We start from the raw sequence: 18,332 nt of genomic DNA, 5'->3' as shown, positions 1-18,332 counted from the left end.
GATGCATCGCCGATGGTAGTGTGGGGTTTCCCCATGTGAGAGTAGGTCATCGTCAAGATTAAATTCCAAAGCCCCTGTTTGCTAACGCAAACAGGGGCTTTGTTTTGGGCGGTCGAAAAGCGCAGGTGTAAAGGCTCGCGATGCGCGTCAACGATAATGTGTGCTTTCTTGGTAGGCGCAGCCTCCAGTCTTCCCGCTACCTCCGGGCTATGGGCGCTAAATCCCGGCCTTTCTATGCAATGGCCTTACGCATGGCTATCATGCGTGCCTCATTGTGAGGCGATACTTGCATGCTGACGTTGTTAGAACTTCTGAAAGATGGCCGATTCCATTCCGGAGAAGCGCTGGGTGCCGCCCTGGGTGTCAGCCGCAGTGCTGTTTGGAAGCAGCTCCAGCACCTTGAGGCAGAGCTGAATTTGCCCATTCATAAAATTCGCGGCAAGGGGTATCAACTGGCTTCGCCACTGGTGTTCCTGAGCAAAGAAGAAATTGCAGTGAATGCCGCTTCTTTGGCATGGCCCGTTCACATCTCTGACTCTATCGACTCCACTAATGCTGAAGCTTTGCGTCTTGTCGACGCCGGCGTTGCTGCGCCATTTCTAGTGCTTGCTGAGCAGCAGACGGCCGGCAGGGGGAGGCGAGGTCGCACGTGGGTTAGTCCATTCGCTCAGAATGTCTACTACAGCCTTGTATTGCGCATCGAGGGTGGGCTGCGGCAGCTGGAGGGTCTTAGCCTTGTAGTGGGATTGGCGGTCATGCAGGCGCTGCGTGATTCAGGTGTACAGGGCGCGGCACTGAAGTGGCCAAACGACGTCCTCGTAGGGCGCAAGAAAATTGCCGGCATCTTGCTTGAGTTAGTGGGTGACCCTGCAGACATCTGCCACGTGGTTCTCGGGATAGGCATTAACGTGAACATGCAGCAGGCTGCTGAGGTGGATCAGCAGTGGACCTCGGTGCAATTGGAAACATGCTCGCCTGTCGATCGTAATTACCTGGTTGCACGGCTAAGTCTACAGCTGCAAAGTCACCTGGAGCGCCACAAGGCCTTTGGCTTTACTGCGTTGCAGGAGGAGTGGGAGCGAAATCATTTGTGGCAGGGTAGGGCTGTGACTCTCATTGCGGGCGTCAATCAGATTGATGGGGTTGTGCTGGGGATTGATCACCAGGGCGCGCTGCGTCTGAACGTCGATGGTGTCGAGAAAATATATAGCGGTGGTGAGTTAAGCCTGAGGCTGCGCGATGATTCTTGAGCTCGACTGTGGAAATAGCTTTATTAAGTGGCGGGTACTCGAGGCGCAGAGCGCTGGCGCCTGCGCAGAGGGTGTTGTTGGTTCAGATCTCGCATTAATAGAAAGTCTGACCGCCATTCCGGGTCTGCTGCTGACACGATGCCGTCTGGTGAGTGTTCGTGCTTCAGAGGAAACTGGAAAGTTGGTTGAAGCATTGCAGGAGGCTTTTGGTGTCACAGTGTCTTGCGCTGCCTCAGCGAGAGAAATGGCGGGAGTGCGCAACGGTTATGAAGAATACGAGCGCCTCGGTCTTGATCGCTGGTTGGCAATGCTTGGCGGTTTCAAGTTAGCGCCGGGTGCTTGCTTGGTGCTCGACTTCGGTACCGCAGCGACAGCGGACTTTATCGCTGCTGATGGTGAGCATCTAGGAGGCTTTATATGCCCTGGAATGCCTCTGATGCGCAGTCAGTTGCGAACACACACCCGCAAGATCCGCTACGACGATGCTGCGGCTGAGCAGGCCATGGAGCGTCTTTCCCCAGGTCGAACCACTGTGGAGGCCGTTGAGCGTGGCTGCGCCCTCATGCTTCGGGGGTTTGTATTGACCCAGCTTGAGTTGGCTCGGCGCTATTGGGGGGATGATTTCACAGTCTTCCTGACGGGTGGGGATGCTGACCTGGTCTCGGATGCCGTACCGCAGGCTCGTTTTGTACCGGATCTCGTTTTTGTGGGGCTGGCGATGGCGTGCCCTTTGTCCTGAGGTTTTTTATGCGTTGGCTGTTTTTGCTCTTGCTCGTTCTCAATGCCTTCTATTACATCTGGCATCAACAAGAGGCGCCGTTGCGCGCCAAGGACGTTACGCCTCTGAGCCTCTATCGCGGCTCTCAGCAAGACATCCGGCTATTGAGTGAATCTTCTGATTCGGTTGTCCGCCGTGATCGGGCAAACGCCCCTGAGCCACAAAATACATGCTTATACATAGGCGGCTTTGCTGATCAGCGACAAGCGCAGTTGCTTGAGCAGCGTCTGATGAGTCTGGATATAAAGGTCAAGGTGCAACTGCTCAATGTGCCGGGCACTACCGGCTATTGGCTCCGTGTGTCCCCTGAAAGCAGGCGACTGGCCGATGATCTGCCCTTTGAAAACCTTGCTAAGGAATTCAATGAGTTAAAACATAAAATAATGTTGTGCGAAGGCGTTGCAACTGTCGAATAGTTTGCATAGAATGGCGCCCGCTTCGCAGTGAAGACCTTTACGGTCTACAGCGTGAAGCGAAGGTCAACGCAGCTAACCTCATATTTTTAATGAGAAAATGCTTGACAGAAGGCCGGCGTGATGTAGAATGCCGGCTCGCTTAGGAGGGGTTCCCGAGCGGCCAAAGGGATCAGACTGTAAATCTGACGTCTACGACTTCGAAGGTTCGAATCCTTCCCCCTCCACCATTTTTAGCGTGAGCTGCAAGCTCCGCGGGTATAGTTTAGTGGTAGAACCTCAGCCTTCCAAGCTGATGATGCGGGTTCGATTCCCGCTACCCGCTCCAAGTTTGCAGGTTGTGCACGGTGTTTTGCTCTTGTAGCTCAGTTGGTAGAGCACACCCTTGGTAAGGGTGAGGTCAGCGGTTCAAATCCGCTCAAGAGCTCCATATAACAAGGCAGATATGAAAATATCTGCCTTTGTTTTAACAGCTACCTCGGCTTGATGGTGTTTTGCCTGGCTTTGATGTTGGGTGGTTTCAAGTCTCTTGGGGTTGGTTGTTGTAAAGTCTTTTTCAGGCCTGCATAATGGTCGGCCTGATTTTGTTTTAGGTCAGTAGCTCAATTGGCAGAGCGACGGTCTCCAAAACCGTAGGTTGGGGGTTCGATTCCCTCCTGACCTGCCAGATTCACGTGGTGTGTCTGGCTTTCTTTTCACAGGATCTTCATAGATGACTCCTAAGGCTGAAGCTCAAAGCTCTCGTTTCGATCTGGTCAAGTGGCTTGCTGTAGTCGCATTGGTGGTCGTAGGCGTTGTTGGCAATCAGTACTATTCTGCTTCGCCGATCCTGTACCGCGTACTTGCTTTGCTTGCCCTTGCTGCTGTAGCTGCCTTTGTAGGCCTGCAGACTGCCAAAGGCAAGTCTTTCGCAGTCCTGGTAAAGGAAGCTCGCACAGAAATCCGTAAAGTCGTTTGGCCGACTCGCCAAGAAACCACGCAGACCACGTTGATTGTTGTGGCTGTTGTTCTGGTTATGGCGTTGCTGTTGTGGGGGCTTGATTCCCTGCTCGGCTGGCTTGTTTCCTTGATTGTTGGCTAAGGGTGTCCCGTGGCTAAGCGTTGGTACGTTGTGCATGCTTACTCGGGTTACGAGAAGCATGTCATGCGCTCTTTGCTAGAGCGCGTAAAGCTGGCAGGCATGGAAGATGGCTTCGGCGAAATTCTGGTTCCCACTGAAGAAGTGGTTGAAATGCGGAATGGCCAAAAGCGTAAAAGCGAACGCAAGTTCTTCCCTGGCTACGTGCTGGTTCAGATGGACATGAATGAAGGTACTTGGCACTTGGTCAAGGACACTCCTCGTGTCATGGGTTTCATCGGCGGTACTGCTGATAAGCCTGCTCCGATCACTGACAAAGAGGCGGAAGCGATTCTGCGTCGTGTTGCTGACGGCAGCGACAAACCTAAGCCGAAGACGTTGTTCGAGCCGGGTGAGGTTGTTCGTGTCACAGATGGTCCGTTTGCTGATTTCAACGGCACCGTCGAAGAAGTTAACTACGAAAAGAGCCGGATCCAAGTGGCAGTGCTCATTTTCGGTCGTTCTACTCCGGTAGAGCTGGAGTTCAGCCAGGTCGAAAAGGTCTAGCTGAGCAAGCATCCCAACCCCGCAGCCCTAGGCTGTGGGGTTTTGTCGTCACTGGGATAAACGCGCAAGTAACCGGGGAGCCTTTCGAGGCGTTTGAACCCGTAATTGGAGTGCCTCATGGCCAAGAAGATTACCGCTTACATCAAGCTGCAAGTGAAGGCCGCTCAGGCCAACCCAAGTCCACCTGTCGGCCCAGCTCTGGGTCAGCACGGCGTGAACATCATGGAATTCTGCAAGGCCTTCAACGCCCGTACTCAGGGTCTTGAGCCAGGTCTGCCGACTCCAGTGATCATCACTGTATACAGCGACCGTAGCTTCACTTTCGAAACCAAGTCGACCCCGGCTTCGGTTTTGCTGAAGAAGGCTGCAGGTCTGACTAGCGGTTCCGCTCGTCCTAACACCGTTAAGGTTGGCACCGTAACTCGTGCTCAGCTGGAAGAAATCGCGAAAACCAAAAACGCGGATCTGACTGCAGCTGATATGGATGCAGCCGTGCGTACCATCGCCGGTTCTGCTCGTAGCATGGGCCTTAACGTGGAGGGTGTGTAATGGCTAAGCTGACCAAGCGCCAAAAGGCTATCGCCGGCAAAATCGAAGCAGGCAAGGCCTACAACTTTGTAGACGCTGCTGCCCTGCTGACCGAGCTGTCGACTGTCAAGTTCAGCGAGTCCGTTGACGTTGCTGTAAACCTGGGTGTTGACCCACGTAAATCCGACCAGGTCGTTCGTAGCGCTACTGTGCTGCCACACGGTACTGGCAAGACTGTACGTGTTGCTGTCTTCACCCAAGGCCCGGCAGCTGAAGCTGCTCTGGCCGCCGGCGCTGATCGCGTTGGCATGGACGACCTGGCTGCCGAAATGAAAGGCGGCGACCTGAACTACGACGTAGTTATTGCCTCCCCGGATGCAATGCGCGTTGTAGGTCAGTTGGGTCAGATCCTCGGTCCACGTGGTCTGATGCCTAACCCTAAAGTCGGCACCGTAACGCCAGACGTAGCTACCGCGGTTAAAAACGCCAAGGCTGGTCAGGTTCGTTATCGCACCGACAAAAACGGCATCATTCACACCTCCGTTGGCAAAGTCGGCTTCGATGCCGTCAAGCTGAAGGAAAACGTTGAAGCCCTGATCGCTGATCTGAAGCGTATCAAGCCAGCTTCCTCGAAAGGTATCTACGTCAAGCGCGTTACCCTGAGCACCACTATGGGCCCAGGTCTGGTCATCGACCAAGGCTCGCTGGACGTATAAGACACAAGTTGGCGCGAGAGTTCGCGCTGATTGAAAAAATTGGGGTCCCTGCCTGGCGGGGGCTATCCAAGACCGTAGGCGGCGCAAGTCTTAAACCACAAGCCTACGCAGATGGTGCTCCCGGTTCCTTACCGAATCAGACACCAAAACGACATCCGGCTTCGGCCAGATGAAACGGTAACAAGCAGGAGTTAAACCCGTGGCAATTAATCTCGAAGACAAGAAGGCCATCGTCGCTGAAGTCAACGAGGCTGCCAAAGCTGCTCTGTCCGCTGTCGTGGCTGATGCCCGTGGTGTGACAGTAGGCGCTATGACCGGACTCCGTAAAGAGGCTCGTGAAGCTGGCGTATACGTACGTGTTGTACGTAACACCCTGCTCAAGCGCGCTGTTGCTGACACTGAATACAGTGTTCTCAACGACGTGTTCACCGGCCCGACTCTGATCGCGTTCTCCAAAGAACATCCAGGCGCTGCTGCCCGTTTGTTCAAAGAATTCGCCAAGAGTCAGGATAAGTTCGAGATCAAGGCAGCTGCGTTCGAGGGCAAGTTCCTCGCAGCTAACCAAATCGACGTACTGGCAACACTGCCGACCCGTAACGAAGCTATTTCGCAGCTGATGAGCGTGATTCAAGGCGCTACCAGCAAGCTGGCTCGTACTCTGGCTGCAGTTCGCGAGCAAAAAGAAGCTGCCGCAGCCTAAGGCTGAGCACCTCCTTTCGCGTATTTTTGTTTATTTCGATGGCCGCGTAGGCCGTCCCCCAATTCAGGAAATACAGTAATGTCTATCTCCCAAGAAGATATCCTCAACGCCGTAGCTGAAATGTCGGTTCTGCAGGTTGTTGAGCTGATCAAAGCTTTCGAAGAAAAATTCGGCGTTTCCGCTGCCGCTGCTTCCGCTGGCCCAGCTGTTGCTGCTGTTGCTGCTGAAGAGCAAACCGAATTCAACGTCATGCTGCTGGAAGCTGGCGAGAAGAAAGTAAACGTGATCAAGGCAGTTCGTGAACTGACCGGTCTGGGCCTGAAAGAAGCCAAGGCTGTAGTTGACGGCGCTCCTGCCCAGGTTCTGGAAGCAGTGTCCAAAGACGCCGCTGACAAAGCCAAAGCAGTGCTGGAAGAAGCAGGCGCTAAAGTCGAGCTGAAGTAAGCATCGACCTTGCGTCTCCAGCCCAAGCGTTAAGCTGAAGGCTGATGGCTGGTGGCTCTTGCCACCGGCCTTTTTCCGTTCTTGGCTGTCGACTCGGTCGCCGCCACTAACGCGCTGTAGCCACCCGATGCGGTGGTGCAAACCATGGGGTTTGCGAGATTTTCTGGCTGCTCCCGTCGGGAGGGGCCAAACAAGCAGGTGACCAAGCTGGGGAACGCTGATGGCTTACTCATATACTGAGAAAAAACGTATCCGCAAGGACTTTAGCAAGTTGCCGGACGTCATGGATGTCCCGTACCTTCTGGCTATCCAGCTGGATTCGTATCGTGAATTCTTGCAAGCGGGAGCGACTAAAGATCAGTTCCGCGACGTGGGCCTGCATGCGGCCTTCAAATCCGTTTTCCCGATCATCAGCTACTCCGGCAATGCTGCGCTGGAGTACGTCGGTTATCGCCTGGGCGAACCGGCATTTGATGTCAAAGAATGCGTGTTGCGCGGTGTTACGTACGCCGTACCTTTGCGGGTAAAAGTCCGTCTGATCATTTTCGACAAAGAATCGTCGAACAAAGCGATCAAGGACATCAAAGAGCAAGAAGTCTACATGGGCGAAATCCCATTGATGACTGAAAACGGTACCTTCGTTATCAACGGTACCGAGCGCGTTATCGTTTCCCAGCTGCACCGTTCCCCGGGCGTGTTCTTCGACCACGACCGCGGCAAGACGCACAGCTCCGGTAAGCTCCTGTACTCCGCGCGGATCATTCCGTACCGCGGTTCGTGGTTGGACTTCGAGTTCGACCCGAAAGACTGCGTGTTCGTGCGTATCGACCGTCGTCGCAAGCTGCCGGCCTCGGTACTGCTGCGCGCGCTCGGCTATACCACCGAGCAAGTGCTGGATGCCTTCTACACCACCAACGTGTTCAGCCTGAAGGATGAAACCCTCAGCCTGGAACTGATTGCTTCGCGTCTGCGTGGTGAAATTGCTGTCCTGGATATCCAGGATGAAAACGGCAAGGTCATCGTTGAAGCCGGCCGCCGTATTACTGCGCGCCACATCAACCAGATCGAAAAAGCCGGTATCAAGTCGCTGGACGTGCCTTTGGACTACGTCCTGGGTCGCACCACCGCCAAGGTCATCGTTCACCCGGCGACAGGCGAAATCCTGGCTGAGTGCAACACCGAGCTGAACACCGAGATCCTGGCGAAAATCGCCAAGGCTCAGGTTGTTCGCATCGAGACTCTGTACACCAACGACATCGACTGCGGTCCGTTCATCTCCGACACACTGAAGATCGACTCCACCAGCAACCAATTGGAAGCGCTGGTCGAGATCTATCGCATGATGCGTCCTGGTGAGCCACCAACCAAAGACGCTGCCGAGACCCTGTTCAACAACCTGTTCTTCAGCCCTGAGCGCTATGACCTGTCTGCGGTCGGCCGGATGAAGTTCAACCGTCGTATCGGTCGTACCGAGATCGAAGGTTCGGGCGTGTTGTGCAAGGAAGATATCGTCGCGGTACTGAAGACTCTGGTCGACATCCGTAACGGTAAAGGCATCGTCGATGACATCGACCACCTGGGTAACCGTCGTGTTCGCTGCGTAGGCGAAATGGCCGAGAACCAGTTCCGCGTTGGCCTGGTACGTGTAGAACGTGCGGTCAAAGAGCGTCTGTCGATGGCTGAAAGCGAAGGCCTGATGCCGCAAGACCTGATCAACGCCAAGCCAGTGGCTGCGGCGGTGAAAGAGTTCTTCGGTTCCAGCCAGCTCTCGCAGTTCATGGACCAGAACAACCCGCTCTCCGAGATCACCCACAAGCGCCGTGTTTCCGCACTGGGCCCGGGCGGTTTGACCCGTGAGCGTGCAGGCTTTGAAGTTCGTGACGTTCACCCGACGCACTACGGTCGTGTTTGCCCGATCGAAACGCCGGAAGGTCCGAACATCGGTCTGATCAACTCCCTGGCCGCTTATGCGCGCACTAACCAGTACGGCTTCCTCGAGAGCCCGTACCGCGTAGTGAAAGACGCTCTGGTCACCGACGAGATCGTGTTCCTGTCCGCCATCGAAGAAGCTGATCACGTGATCGCTCAGGCTTCGGCCACGATGAACGACAAGAAAGTCCTGATCGACGAGCTGGTAGCTGTTCGTCACTTGAACGAGTTCACCGTTAAGGCGCCGGAAGACGTCACCTTGATGGACGTTTCGCCCAAGCAGGTAGTTTCTGTTGCAGCGTCGCTGATCCCGTTCCTGGAGCACGATGACGCCAACCGTGCGTTGATGGGTTCCAACATGCAGCGTCAAGCTGTACCGACTCTGCGTGCTGACAAGCCGCTGGTAGGTACCGGCATGGAGCGTAACGTAGCGCGTGACTCCGGCGTTTGCGTCGTGGCTCGTCGTGGCGGCGTGATCGACTCTGTTGATGCCAGCCGTATCGTGGTTCGTGTTGCCGATGACGAAGTTGAAACTGGCGAAGCCGGTGTCGACATCTACAACCTGACCAAATACACCCGCTCGAACCAGAACACCTGCATTAACCAGCGTCCGCTGGTGAGCAAGGGTGATCGCGTTCAGCGTAGCGACATCATGGCCGACGGCCCGTCCACCGATATGGGTGAGCTGGCACTGGGTCAGAACATGCGCATCGCGTTCATGGCATGGAACGGCTTCAACTTCGAAGACTCCATCTGCCTGTCCGAGCGTGTTGTTCAAGAAGACCGCTTCACCACGATCCACATCCAGGAACTGACCTGTGTGGCACGTGACACCAAGCTTGGGCCTGAAGAAATCACTGCAGATATCCCGAACGTGGGTGAAGCTGCACTGAACAAGCTGGACGAAGCCGGTATCGTTTACGTAGGTGCTGAAGTTGGCGCAGGCGACATCCTGGTCGGTAAGGTCACTCCGAAAGGCGAGACCCAACTGACGCCGGAAGAGAAGTTGTTGCGTGCCATCTTCGGTGAAAAAGCCAGCGACGTTAAAGACACTTCCCTGCGTGTACCTACCGGTACCAAGGGTACTGTCATCGACGTACAGGTCTTCACCCGTGACGGCGTTGAGCGTGATGCTCGTGCACTGTCCATCGAGAAGACTCAACTCGACGAGATCCGCAAGGACCTGAACGAAGAGTTCCGTATCGTTGAAGGCGCGACCTTCGAACGTCTGCGTTCCGCTCTGGTAGGCCACAAGGCCGAAGGCGGCGCAGGTCTGAAGAAAGGTCAGGACATCACCGACGAAATCCTCGACGGTCTTGAGCACGGCCAGTGGTTCAAACTGCGCATGGCTGAAGATGCTCTGAACGAGCAGCTCGAGAAGGCCCAGGCCTACATCGTTGATCGTCGCCGTCTGCTGGACGACAAGTTCGAAGACAAGAAGCGCAAACTGCAGCAAGGCGATGACCTGGCTCCAGGCGTGCTGAAAATCGTCAAGGTTTACCTGGCAATCCGTCGCCGCATCCAGCCGGGCGACAAGATGGCCGGTCGTCACGGTAACAAAGGTGTGGTCTCCGTGATCATGCCGGTTGAAGACATGCCGCACGATGCCAATGGCACCCCGGTCGACGTCGTCCTCAACCCGTTGGGCGTACCTTCGCGTATGAACGTTGGTCAGATCCTTGAAACCCACCTGGGCCTCGCGGCCAAAGGTCTGGGCGAGAAGATCAACCGTATGATCGAAGAGCAGCGCAAGGTCGCAGACCTGCGTAAGTTCCTGCACGAGATCTACAACGAGATCGGCGGTCGCAACGAAGAGCTGGATACCTTCTCCGACCAGGAAATCCTGGATCTGGCGAAGAACCTGCGCGGCGGCGTTCCAATGGCTACCCCGGTGTTCGACGGTGCCAAGGAAAGCGAAATCAAGGCCATGCTGAAACTGGCAGACCTGCCAGAAAGCGGCCAGATGCAGCTGTTCGACGGCCGTACCGGCAACAAGTTTGAGCGCCCGGTTACTGTTGGCTACATGTACATGCTGAAGCTGAACCACTTGGTAGACGACAAGATGCACGCTCGTTCTACCGGTTCGTACAGCCTGGTTACCCAGCAGCCGCTGGGTGGTAAGGCTCAGTTCGGTGGTCAGCGTTTCGGGGAGATGGAGGTCTGGGCACTGGAAGCATACGGTGCTGCTTACACTCTGCAAGAAATGCTCACAGTGAAGTCGGACGATGTGAACGGTCGGACCAAGATGTACAAAAACATCGTGGACGGCGATCACCGTATGGAGCCGGGCATGCCCGAGTCCTTCAACGTGTTGATCAAAGAAATTCGTTCCCTCGGCATCGATATCGATCTGGAAACCGAATAACACGTGACGCGAATCGAGAGCGGGGCTGTTTAGCCCGCTCTCTGCTCCGCCAGGAGGAAAGGCCTTGAAAGACCTACTGAATTTGCTGAAAAACCAGGGTCAAGTCGAAGAGTTCGACGCCATCCGTATTGGATTGGCCTCGCCTGAGATGATCCGTTCGTGGTCGTTCGGTGAAGTTAAAAAGCCGGAAACCATCAACTACCGTACGTTCAAACCTGAGCGTGACGGCCTGTTCTGCGCCAAGATCTTTGGCCCGGTAAAGGATTACGAGTGCCTGTGCGGTAAGTACAAGCGCTTGAAGCACCGTGGTGTGATCTGCGAGAAGTGCGGCGTTGAAGTTGCGCTGGCCAAAGTTCGTCGTGAGCGCATGGCGCACATCGAGCTGGCTTCGCCGGTTGCCCACATCTGGTTCCTGAAATCGCTGCCGTCCCGTATCGGCTTGCTGATGGACATGACCCTGCGTGATATCGAACGCGTTCTCTACTTCGAGAGCTATGTCGTTATCGACCCAGGCATGACCACCCTTGAAAAAGGTCAGCTGCTGAACGACGAGCAGTACTTCGAAGCGCTGGAAGAGTTCGGCGACGATTTCGATGCCCGCATGGGTGCCGAAGCTGTCCGTGAACTGCTGCACGCTATCGATCTGGAACACGAGATTGGCCGTCTGCGTGAAGAAATTCCGCAAACCAACTCCGAAACCAAAATCAAGAAACTGTCCAAGCGTCTGAAGTTGATGGAAGCCTTCCAGGGTTCCGGCAACTTGCCAGAGTGGATGGTGCTGACCGTTCTGCCGGTTCTGCCGCCAGACCTGCGTCCGCTGGTACCGTTGGATGGCGGTCGCTTCGCGACTTCCGACCTCAACGACCTGTACCGCCGTGTGATCAACCGTAACAACCGCTTGAAGCGTCTGCTCGATCTGTCCGCTCCGGACATCATCGTGCGCAACGAAAAGCGTATGTTGCAAGAAGCTGTCGATGCCTTGCTCGACAACGGTCGTCGTGGCCGCGCTATCACCGGTTCGAACAAGCGTCCTCTGAAATCCCTGGCTGACATGATCAAGGGTAAGCAAGGTCGTTTCCGTCAGAACTTGCTCGGTAAGCGTGTTGACTACTCCGGTCGTTCGGTAATTACCGTAGGCCCGACCCTGCGTCTGCACCAGTGCGGTCTGCCTAAGAAGATGGCACTTGAGCTGTTCAAGCCATTCATCTTCGGCAAGCTGGAAATGCGCGGTCTCGCGACCACCATCAAAGCGGCCAAGAAAATGGTCGAGCGCGAATTGCCAGAGGTTTGGGACGTTCTCGCTGAAGTGATTCGCGAACACCCGGTTCTCCTCAACCGTGCACCGACCCTTCACCGTCTGGGTATCCAGGCGTTTGAACCGGTACTGATCGAAGGTAAGGCTATCCAGCTGCACCCTCTGGTCTGTGCTGCGTACAACGCCGACTTCGACGGCGACCAAATGGCCGTGCACGTACCGCTGACACTGGAAGCTCAGTTGGAAGCGCGTGCGTTGATGATGTCGACCAACAACATTCTGTCGCCAGCCAACGGTGAGCCAATCATCGTTCCGTCGCAGGACGTTGTATTGGGTCTGTACTACATGACCCGTGAAGCGATCAACGCCAAAGGCGAAGGTCGTGTGTTCGCTGACCTGCAAGAAGTTGACCGTGTGTTCCGTGCCGGCGAAGCCGCACTGCATGCCAAGGTAAAAGTGCGGATCAACGAAACCGTCAACGACCGTGACGGCGGCAGCGTGACCAACACCCGTATCGTCGACACTACTGTCGGCCGTGCGCTGTTGTATCAAGTTGTGCCAAAAGGTCTGTCGTATGACGTCGTCAACCTGCCGATGAAGAAAAAGGCGATCTCCAAGCTGATCAACCAGTGCTACCGCGTGGTTGGTTTGAAAGAGACCGTGATCTTCGCTGACCAGTTGATGTACACCGGTTTTGCTTACTCGACTATTTCCGGCGTTTCTATCGGTGTTAACGACTTCGTTATCCCGGATGAAAAAGCTCAGATCATCGGTGCTGCTACCGATGAAGTGAAAGAAATCGAGAGCCAGTACGCCTCCGGCCTGGTAACCCAGGGCGAGAAGTACAACAAAGTGATCGACCTTTGGTCCAAGGCCAACGACGAAGTGTCGAAGGCGATGATGGCTAACCTCTCGAAAGAGAAAGTTATCGACCGTCATGGCGTAGAAGTCGATCAAGAGTCGTTCAACTCGATGTACATGATGGCCGACTCGGGCGCACGGGGTTCTGCTGCGCAGATCCGTCAGCTCGCCGGTATGCGTGGCCTGATGGCCAAGCCGGACGGTTCCATCATCGAGACGCCGATTACTGCGAACTTCCGTGAAGGTTTGAGCGTACTTCAGTACTTCATCTCCACTCACGGTGCTCGTAAGGGTCTTGCGGATACCGCGTTGAAAACCGCTAACTCCGGTTACCTGACGCGTCGTCTGGTAGACGTTGCACAAGACTTGGTTGTGACTGAAGTTGACTGCGGCACCGAACACGGTCTGCTGATGACTCCGCACATCGAAGGCGGCGACGTTGTAGAGCCGTTGGGTGAGCGCGTACTGGGTCGAGTAATCGCCCGTGACGTATTCAAGCCAGGTACCGAGGAAATTATCGTTCCTGCCGGCACCCTGGTAGACGAAAAGTGGGTCGAGTTCATCGAACTCAACAGCATCGACGAAGTGATTGTTCGCTCGCCGATTAGCTGCGAAACCCGCTATGGCATTTGTGCCAAGTGCTACGGCCGTGACTTGGCTCGTGGTCACCAGGTGAACATCGGTGAAGCGGTCGGCGTTATCGCTGCCCAGTCCATCGGTGAGCCGGGTACCCAGCTGACCATGCGTACGTTCCACATTGGTGGTGCGGCAAGCCGGACCTCCGCAGCCGACAGCGTTCAGGTGAAGAATGGCGGTACCGTCCGTCTGCACAACCTGAAACACGTTGAGCGAGTGGATGGCCACCTGGTTGCTGTGTCCCGTTCCGGTGAGCTGGCAATCGCTGATGACTACGGTCGTGAGCGTGAGCGTTACAAGCTGCCGTACGGTGCTGTGATCTCGGTTAAAGAAGGTGACAAGGTCGACGCTGGCGCAATCGTGGCCAAGTGGGATCCGCACACTCACCCAATCGTTACCGAAATGAAAGGTACCGTGACCTACGTGGGCATGGAAGAAGGCATCACGATCAAGCGTCAGACTGACGAATTGACCGGTATGACCAACATTGAAGTACTCGACGCCAAAGACCGTCCAGCTGCAGGCAAAGATATCCGTCCTGCTGTGAAGATGGTTGATGACAACGGCAAGGACTTGTTGCTGCCAGGCACTGACGTAATCGCTCAGTACTTCCTGCCAGCCAACGCCCTGGTCGGTGTAGCGGATGGTGCGAAGATCGCGATCGGTGATGTTATCGCGCGTATCCCGCAAGAAACTTCGAAGACCCGTGACATCACCGGTGGTCTGCCGCGTGTTGCCGACTTGTTCGAAGCTCGTCGTCCGAAAGAAGCGTCGATTCTGGCTGAAGTCAGCGGCACCATCGCGTTCGGTAAAGAGACCAAGGGCAAGCGCCGTCTGGTCATTACCCCGAACGACGGTAGCGATCCGTATGAAGAGCTGATTCCGAAGTGGCGTCACCTGAACGTCTTCGAAGGCGAACAGGTAAACCGCGGCGAAGTTATCTCCGACGGCCCGAGCGATCCACACGACATCCTGCGTCTGCTGGGTGTGAGTGCGCTGGCCAAGTACATCGTTAACGAGATCCAGGACGTTTACCGTCTGCAAGGCGTGAAGATCAACGATAAGCACATCGAGACCATCCTGCGTCAGATGCTGCGTAAAGTTGAAATCGCTGAATCCGGCGATTCCAGTTTCATCAAGGGCGACCAGATGGAACTGACTCACGTACTGGTAGAAAACGAACGTCTGGGCGCGGAAGACAAATTTGTCTCCAAGTTCACTCGTGTGTTGCTGGGTATCACCAAGGCGTCGTTGTCCACTGAGTCGTTCATCTCGGCGGCCTCCTTCCAGGAGACTACTCGCGTACTGACCGAAGCAGCGGTAACCGGCAAGCGCGATTACCTGCGCGGCCTGAAAGAAAACGTGGTCGTGGGTCGTTTGATCCCGGCAGGTACCGGTTTGGCTTACCACAGCGAGCGCAAGCGCCGCCGTGATGCTGACAAACCGCTGCGCGTAAGCGCCAGTGAAGTGGAAGCTGCACTGACCGAAGCGCTGAACTCAAGCGGTAACTGAGTTCTGCGGTAAATAAGTCTGGGCCCTGGCAGCCCCATTCGTCGGATCGAGGCAATTTTGCCCCGCTTCGATGAGAGGGGAGGTCGGGGCCTTGCCTTGACTGGGGACAAGATCCTCTTTAGACTCTTGTACCCCTAAATTTGGCGGGAATTCGTTCCTGCCATTTTGCTTTTCTTGCAAGACAATAGCGTCGCAAGACAACAGTGGAGCTAGTAGATGGCAACTATCAACCAGCTGGTACGTCAGCCGCGTAAGCGTATCGTCGAGAAATCCGACGTACCTGCGCTGCAGAACTGCCCGCAACGTCGTGGCGTATGCACTCGCGTGTATACCACTACGCCGAAAAAACCTAACTCGGCACTGCGTAAAGTATGCCGTGTGCGCCTGACCAACGGTTTCGAGGTTTCCTCGTACATCGGCGGTGAAGGCCACAACCTGCAAGAGCACAGCGTGGTACTGATCCGCGGCGGTCGTGTAAAAGACTTGCCAGGTGTTCGTTACCACACCGTACGCGGCTCCTTGGATACTTCCGGCGTTAAAGGTCGTAACCAGGGTCGTTCGAAGTACGGTACCAAGAAGCCTAAGTAGTAGCGGCTTTTTGTAAAACTGAATCATCTTATTTTCTGAGTCGATAAGAGTAAGGTCGGAGGCGTCCCGAAAGGGCACTGATTCCGAGCGAACCTGAAGACCGTTTGAGGGCTTATCCATGCCAAGAAGACGCGTAGCAGCCAAGCGCGAAGTGCTTGACGATCCAAAATACGGAAGCCAAATTCTGGCCAAGTTCATGAACCACGTGATGGAAAGCGGCAAGAAAGCCGTTGCCGAGCGTATCGTTTATGGCGCGCTGGAAAAGGTTAAAGAACGCAAGAACAGCGACCCCCTGGAAATCTTCGAGAAAGCTCTCGACGCCATCGCTCCGCTGGTCGAAGTGAAGTCGCGCCGTGTAGGCGGTGCTACTTACCAGGTTCCGGTCGAAGTTCGTCCGTCCCGTCGTAACGCTCTGGCAATGCGCTGGTTGGTAGACTTCGCCCGTAAGCGCGGCGAGAAGTCTATGGCTCTGCGTTTGGCTGGCGAACTGTTGGACGCTGCTGAAGGTAAAGGTGCTGCTGTTAAGAAGCGTGAAGACGTGCACCGTATGGCTGAAGCTAACAAAGCTTTCTCGCACTACCGCTTCTAATCTTAGCTTCACTAATTTTGCGAGGGCTTTATGGCTCGTACTACTCCGATTAGCCGCTACCGTAACATCGGTATCGTTGCTCACGTGGATGCTGGTAAAACCACCACCACCGAGCGCGTACTGTTTTACACCGGCAAAAGTCACAAAATGGGCGAGGTGCATGACGGCGCCGCGACCACAGACTGGATGGTTCAGGAGCAGGAGCGTGGTATTACCATTACTTCTGCTGCTATTACCGCCTTCTGGAAAGGTTCCGAGAAGCAGTACAAAGACGAGCACCGCTTCAACGTAATCGATACCCCAGGCCACGTAGACTTCACCATTGAAGTTGAACGTTCCCTGCGTGTACTCGACGGCGCTGTCGTTGTGTTCTGCGGTACCTCGGGTGTTGAGCCTCAGTCGGAAACCGTATGGCGTCAAGCCAACAAATACGGCGTTCCACGTCTTGTTTACGTAAACAAGATGGACCGTGCTGGTGCTAACTTCCTGCGCGTGATCGGTCAGATCAAGCAGCGTCTGGGTCATACTCCGGTGCCAATCCAATTGGCTATCGGTTCCGAAGACAACTTCCAGGGTCAGATCGACCTGATCAACATGGAAGCTGTTTACTGGAATGATTCCGACAAAGGTATGGTTCCTGTTCGTAAGCCTATCCCAGCAGAACTGCAGGAACTGGCTGACGAGTGGCGCAACAACATGGTTGAGGCTGCTGCCGAAGCCAGCGAAGAGCTGATGAACAAGTACCTCGAAGGTGAAGAACTCACCAACGCGGAAATCAAGGCCGCTCTGCGTCAGCGTACTATCGCTGGTGAGATCGTCTTGGCTGTTTGCGGTTCTTCGTTCAAGAACAAGGGCGTTCCCCTGGTTCTCGATGCTGTGATCGACTACCTGCCTGCTCCAACCGACATTCCTGCTATCAAGGGTACCAACCCTGATAACGAGGAAGAGGAAATGGAGCGTCATGCAGACGACAGCGAGCCGTTCTCGGCCCTGGCGTTCAAGATCGCTACCGACCCATTCGTGGGTACCTTGACCTTCGTCCGCGTTTACTCGGGCGTGTTGGCATCCGGCGACGGCGTGATCAACTCGGTTAAAGGTAAGAAAGAGCGCGTGGGTCGTATGGTGCAAATGCACGCAAACGCCCGTGAAGAGATCAAGGAAGTACGCGCTGGTGACATCGCGGCCCTGATCGGCATGAAGGACGTCACCACGGGTGAGACTTTGTGCGACGCTGCTAAGCCAATCATCCTGGTTCGCATGGACTTCCCGGAGCCGGTTATTTCGGTTGCCGTAGAGCCTAAGACCAAGGATGACCAGGAAAAAATGGGTATCGCTCTGGGCAAACTTGCTCAGGAAGATCCATCTTTCCGCGTCAAGACTGATGAAGAGACTGGTCAAACGATCATCTCCGGCATGGGCGAGCTGCACCTGGACATCCTGGTTGACCGGATGCGCCGTGAGTTCAACGTCGAAGCCAACATCGGTAAGCCTCAGGTTTCCTATCGTGAGCGCATCACGAAGAACTGTGAAATCGAAGGCAAGTTCGTTCGTCAGTCCGGCGGTCGTGGTCAGTTCGGTCACTGCTGGATCCGTTTTGCTCCTGCTGACGAAGGTCAGGAAGGTCTGCAATTCGTGAACGAAGTAGTTGGTGGTGTTGTTCCTAAGGAATACATCCCGGCTATCCAGAAGGGTATCGAAGAGCAGATGAAGAACGGTGTTGTTGCCGGCTATCCGCTGATCGGCCTGAAAGCAACCGTTTTTGACGGTTCTTACCACGACGTCGACTCCAACGAGATGGCGTTTAAGGTGGCTGCTTCCATGGCAACCAAGCAACTGGCCCAGAAGGGCGGTGGTGAGTTGCTTGAGCCAATCATGGCGGTAGAAGTTGTTACACCTGAAGACTATATGGGTGATGTCATGGGCGACCTTAACCGTCGTCGCGGCATGATCTTGGGTATGGAAGACACGGTTTCCGGCAAAGTGATTCGCGCCGAGGTTCCGTTGGGTGAGATGTTCGGTTATGCGACCGACGTTCGCTCCATGTCTCAGGGTCGCGCAAGCTACTCTATGGAATTCAAAAAATACAACACAGCTCCGGCGCACATCGCTGAAACTGTATCCAAAAAACAAGGCTGATTCAGTCC

General features: G+C 55.1%; 14 protein-coding genes and 4 tRNA genes. All 18 read left to right on the top strand.

Going from position 1 to position 18,332, the window contains the following annotated elements; all coding sequences use genetic code 11:
- Positions 1–290: 290 nt before the first annotated feature.
- Positions 291–1,250, top strand: coding sequence for a bifunctional biotin--[acetyl-CoA-carboxylase] ligase/biotin operon repressor BirA (birA, locus tag ACP7B3_RS28780; RefSeq protein WP_262208778.1), 960 nt, complete (start codon positions 291–293; stop codon positions 1,248–1,250).
- Positions 1,240–1,989, top strand: coding sequence for a pantothenate kinase (locus tag ACP7B3_RS28775; protein WP_404485376.1), 750 nt, complete (start codon positions 1,240–1,242; stop codon positions 1,987–1,989). Before birA ends, ACP7B3_RS28775 begins: the two co-directional genes overlap by 11 nt.
- Positions 1,990–1,997: 8 nt before the next feature.
- Positions 1,998–2,444 (top strand): hypothetical protein, encoded by a 447-nt coding sequence (locus ACP7B3_RS28770; RefSeq protein WP_145162701.1) that lies wholly within the window; start codon positions 1,998–2,000, stop codon positions 2,442–2,444.
- A 142-nt stretch (positions 2,445–2,586) separates the two neighbouring features.
- A tRNA-Tyr gene (locus tag ACP7B3_RS28765) sits at positions 2,587–2,671 on the top strand.
- A 24-nt stretch (positions 2,672–2,695) separates the two neighbouring features.
- Positions 2,696–2,769: transfer RNA gene (locus ACP7B3_RS28760), tRNA-Gly, on the top strand.
- 26 nt (positions 2,770–2,795) lie between these two features.
- A tRNA-Thr gene (locus ACP7B3_RS28755) sits at positions 2,796–2,871 on the top strand.
- A gap of 161 nt (positions 2,872–3,032) precedes the next feature.
- Positions 3,033–3,108: transfer RNA gene (locus ACP7B3_RS28750), tRNA-Trp, on the top strand.
- A gap of 45 nt (positions 3,109–3,153) precedes the next feature.
- Positions 3,154–3,522 (top strand): preprotein translocase subunit SecE, encoded by a 369-nt coding sequence (secE, locus tag ACP7B3_RS28745; protein ID WP_003194658.1) that lies wholly within the window; start codon positions 3,154–3,156, stop codon positions 3,520–3,522.
- A 9-nt stretch (positions 3,523–3,531) separates the two neighbouring features.
- Positions 3,532–4,065 (top strand): transcription termination/antitermination protein NusG, encoded by a 534-nt coding sequence (gene nusG, locus ACP7B3_RS28740; protein WP_003176436.1) that lies wholly within the window; start codon positions 3,532–3,534, stop codon positions 4,063–4,065.
- Positions 4,066–4,182: 117 nt separating this feature from the next.
- A complete protein-coding gene (rplK, locus tag ACP7B3_RS28735; RefSeq protein WP_003176435.1) occupies positions 4,183–4,614 on the top strand; it encodes a 50S ribosomal protein L11 in 432 nt (143 codons plus the stop codon).
- Positions 4,614–5,309: a 50S ribosomal protein L1 gene (gene rplA / locus ACP7B3_RS28730; protein ID WP_003232403.1), complete on the top strand. Its 696-nt coding sequence runs from the start codon at positions 4,614–4,616 to the stop codon at positions 5,307–5,309. The genes rplK and rplA overlap by 1 nt, the downstream gene beginning before the upstream one ends.
- 199 nt (positions 5,310–5,508) lie before the next feature.
- Positions 5,509–6,009, top strand: coding sequence for a 50S ribosomal protein L10 (gene rplJ / locus ACP7B3_RS28725; RefSeq protein WP_010174464.1), 501 nt, complete (start codon positions 5,509–5,511; stop codon positions 6,007–6,009).
- 78 nt (positions 6,010–6,087) lie between these two features.
- Positions 6,088–6,453 (top strand): 50S ribosomal protein L7/L12, encoded by a 366-nt coding sequence (rplL, locus tag ACP7B3_RS28720; RefSeq protein ID WP_010566858.1) that lies wholly within the window; start codon positions 6,088–6,090, stop codon positions 6,451–6,453.
- Between the two features lie 220 nt (positions 6,454–6,673).
- Positions 6,674–10,747 carry a DNA-directed RNA polymerase subunit beta gene (gene rpoB, locus ACP7B3_RS28715; protein WP_053258275.1) on the top strand — a complete coding sequence of 1,358 codons (4,074 nt, stop codon included), beginning with the start codon at positions 6,674–6,676 and terminating at the stop codon, positions 10,745–10,747.
- A gap of 64 nt (positions 10,748–10,811) precedes the next feature.
- Complete coding sequence (gene rpoC, locus ACP7B3_RS28710) at positions 10,812–15,011, top strand: DNA-directed RNA polymerase subunit beta' (RefSeq protein ID WP_015886137.1); 4,200 nt, start codon at positions 10,812–10,814, stop codon at positions 15,009–15,011.
- 216 nt (positions 15,012–15,227) lie between these two features.
- Positions 15,228–15,599 (top strand): 30S ribosomal protein S12, encoded by a 372-nt coding sequence (gene rpsL, locus ACP7B3_RS28705; protein ID WP_002555494.1) that lies wholly within the window; start codon positions 15,228–15,230, stop codon positions 15,597–15,599.
- 118 nt (positions 15,600–15,717) lie between these two features.
- Entirely contained in the window at positions 15,718–16,188 is a 471-nt protein-coding gene (gene rpsG, locus ACP7B3_RS28700; RefSeq protein ID WP_002555493.1) for a 30S ribosomal protein S7, read from the top strand.
- Between the two features lie 30 nt (positions 16,189–16,218).
- On the top strand, positions 16,219–18,324 hold the full coding sequence (gene fusA, locus ACP7B3_RS28695) for an elongation factor G (RefSeq protein WP_106580215.1): 2,106 nt from the start codon (positions 16,219–16,221) through the stop codon (positions 18,322–18,324).
- The last annotated feature ends 8 nt before the right edge of the window (positions 18,325–18,332 follow it).

Origin of the sequence: Pseudomonas sp. TWRC1-2, assembly GCF_049896685.1 — a bacterium.
In the GTDB taxonomy this organism is placed as follows: Bacteria; Pseudomonadota; Gammaproteobacteria; order Pseudomonadales; family Pseudomonadaceae; genus Aquipseudomonas.
The sequence above is the reverse complement of the archived record's forward strand: the minus strand, read 5'-3'. Positions and strand labels throughout refer to the sequence as shown.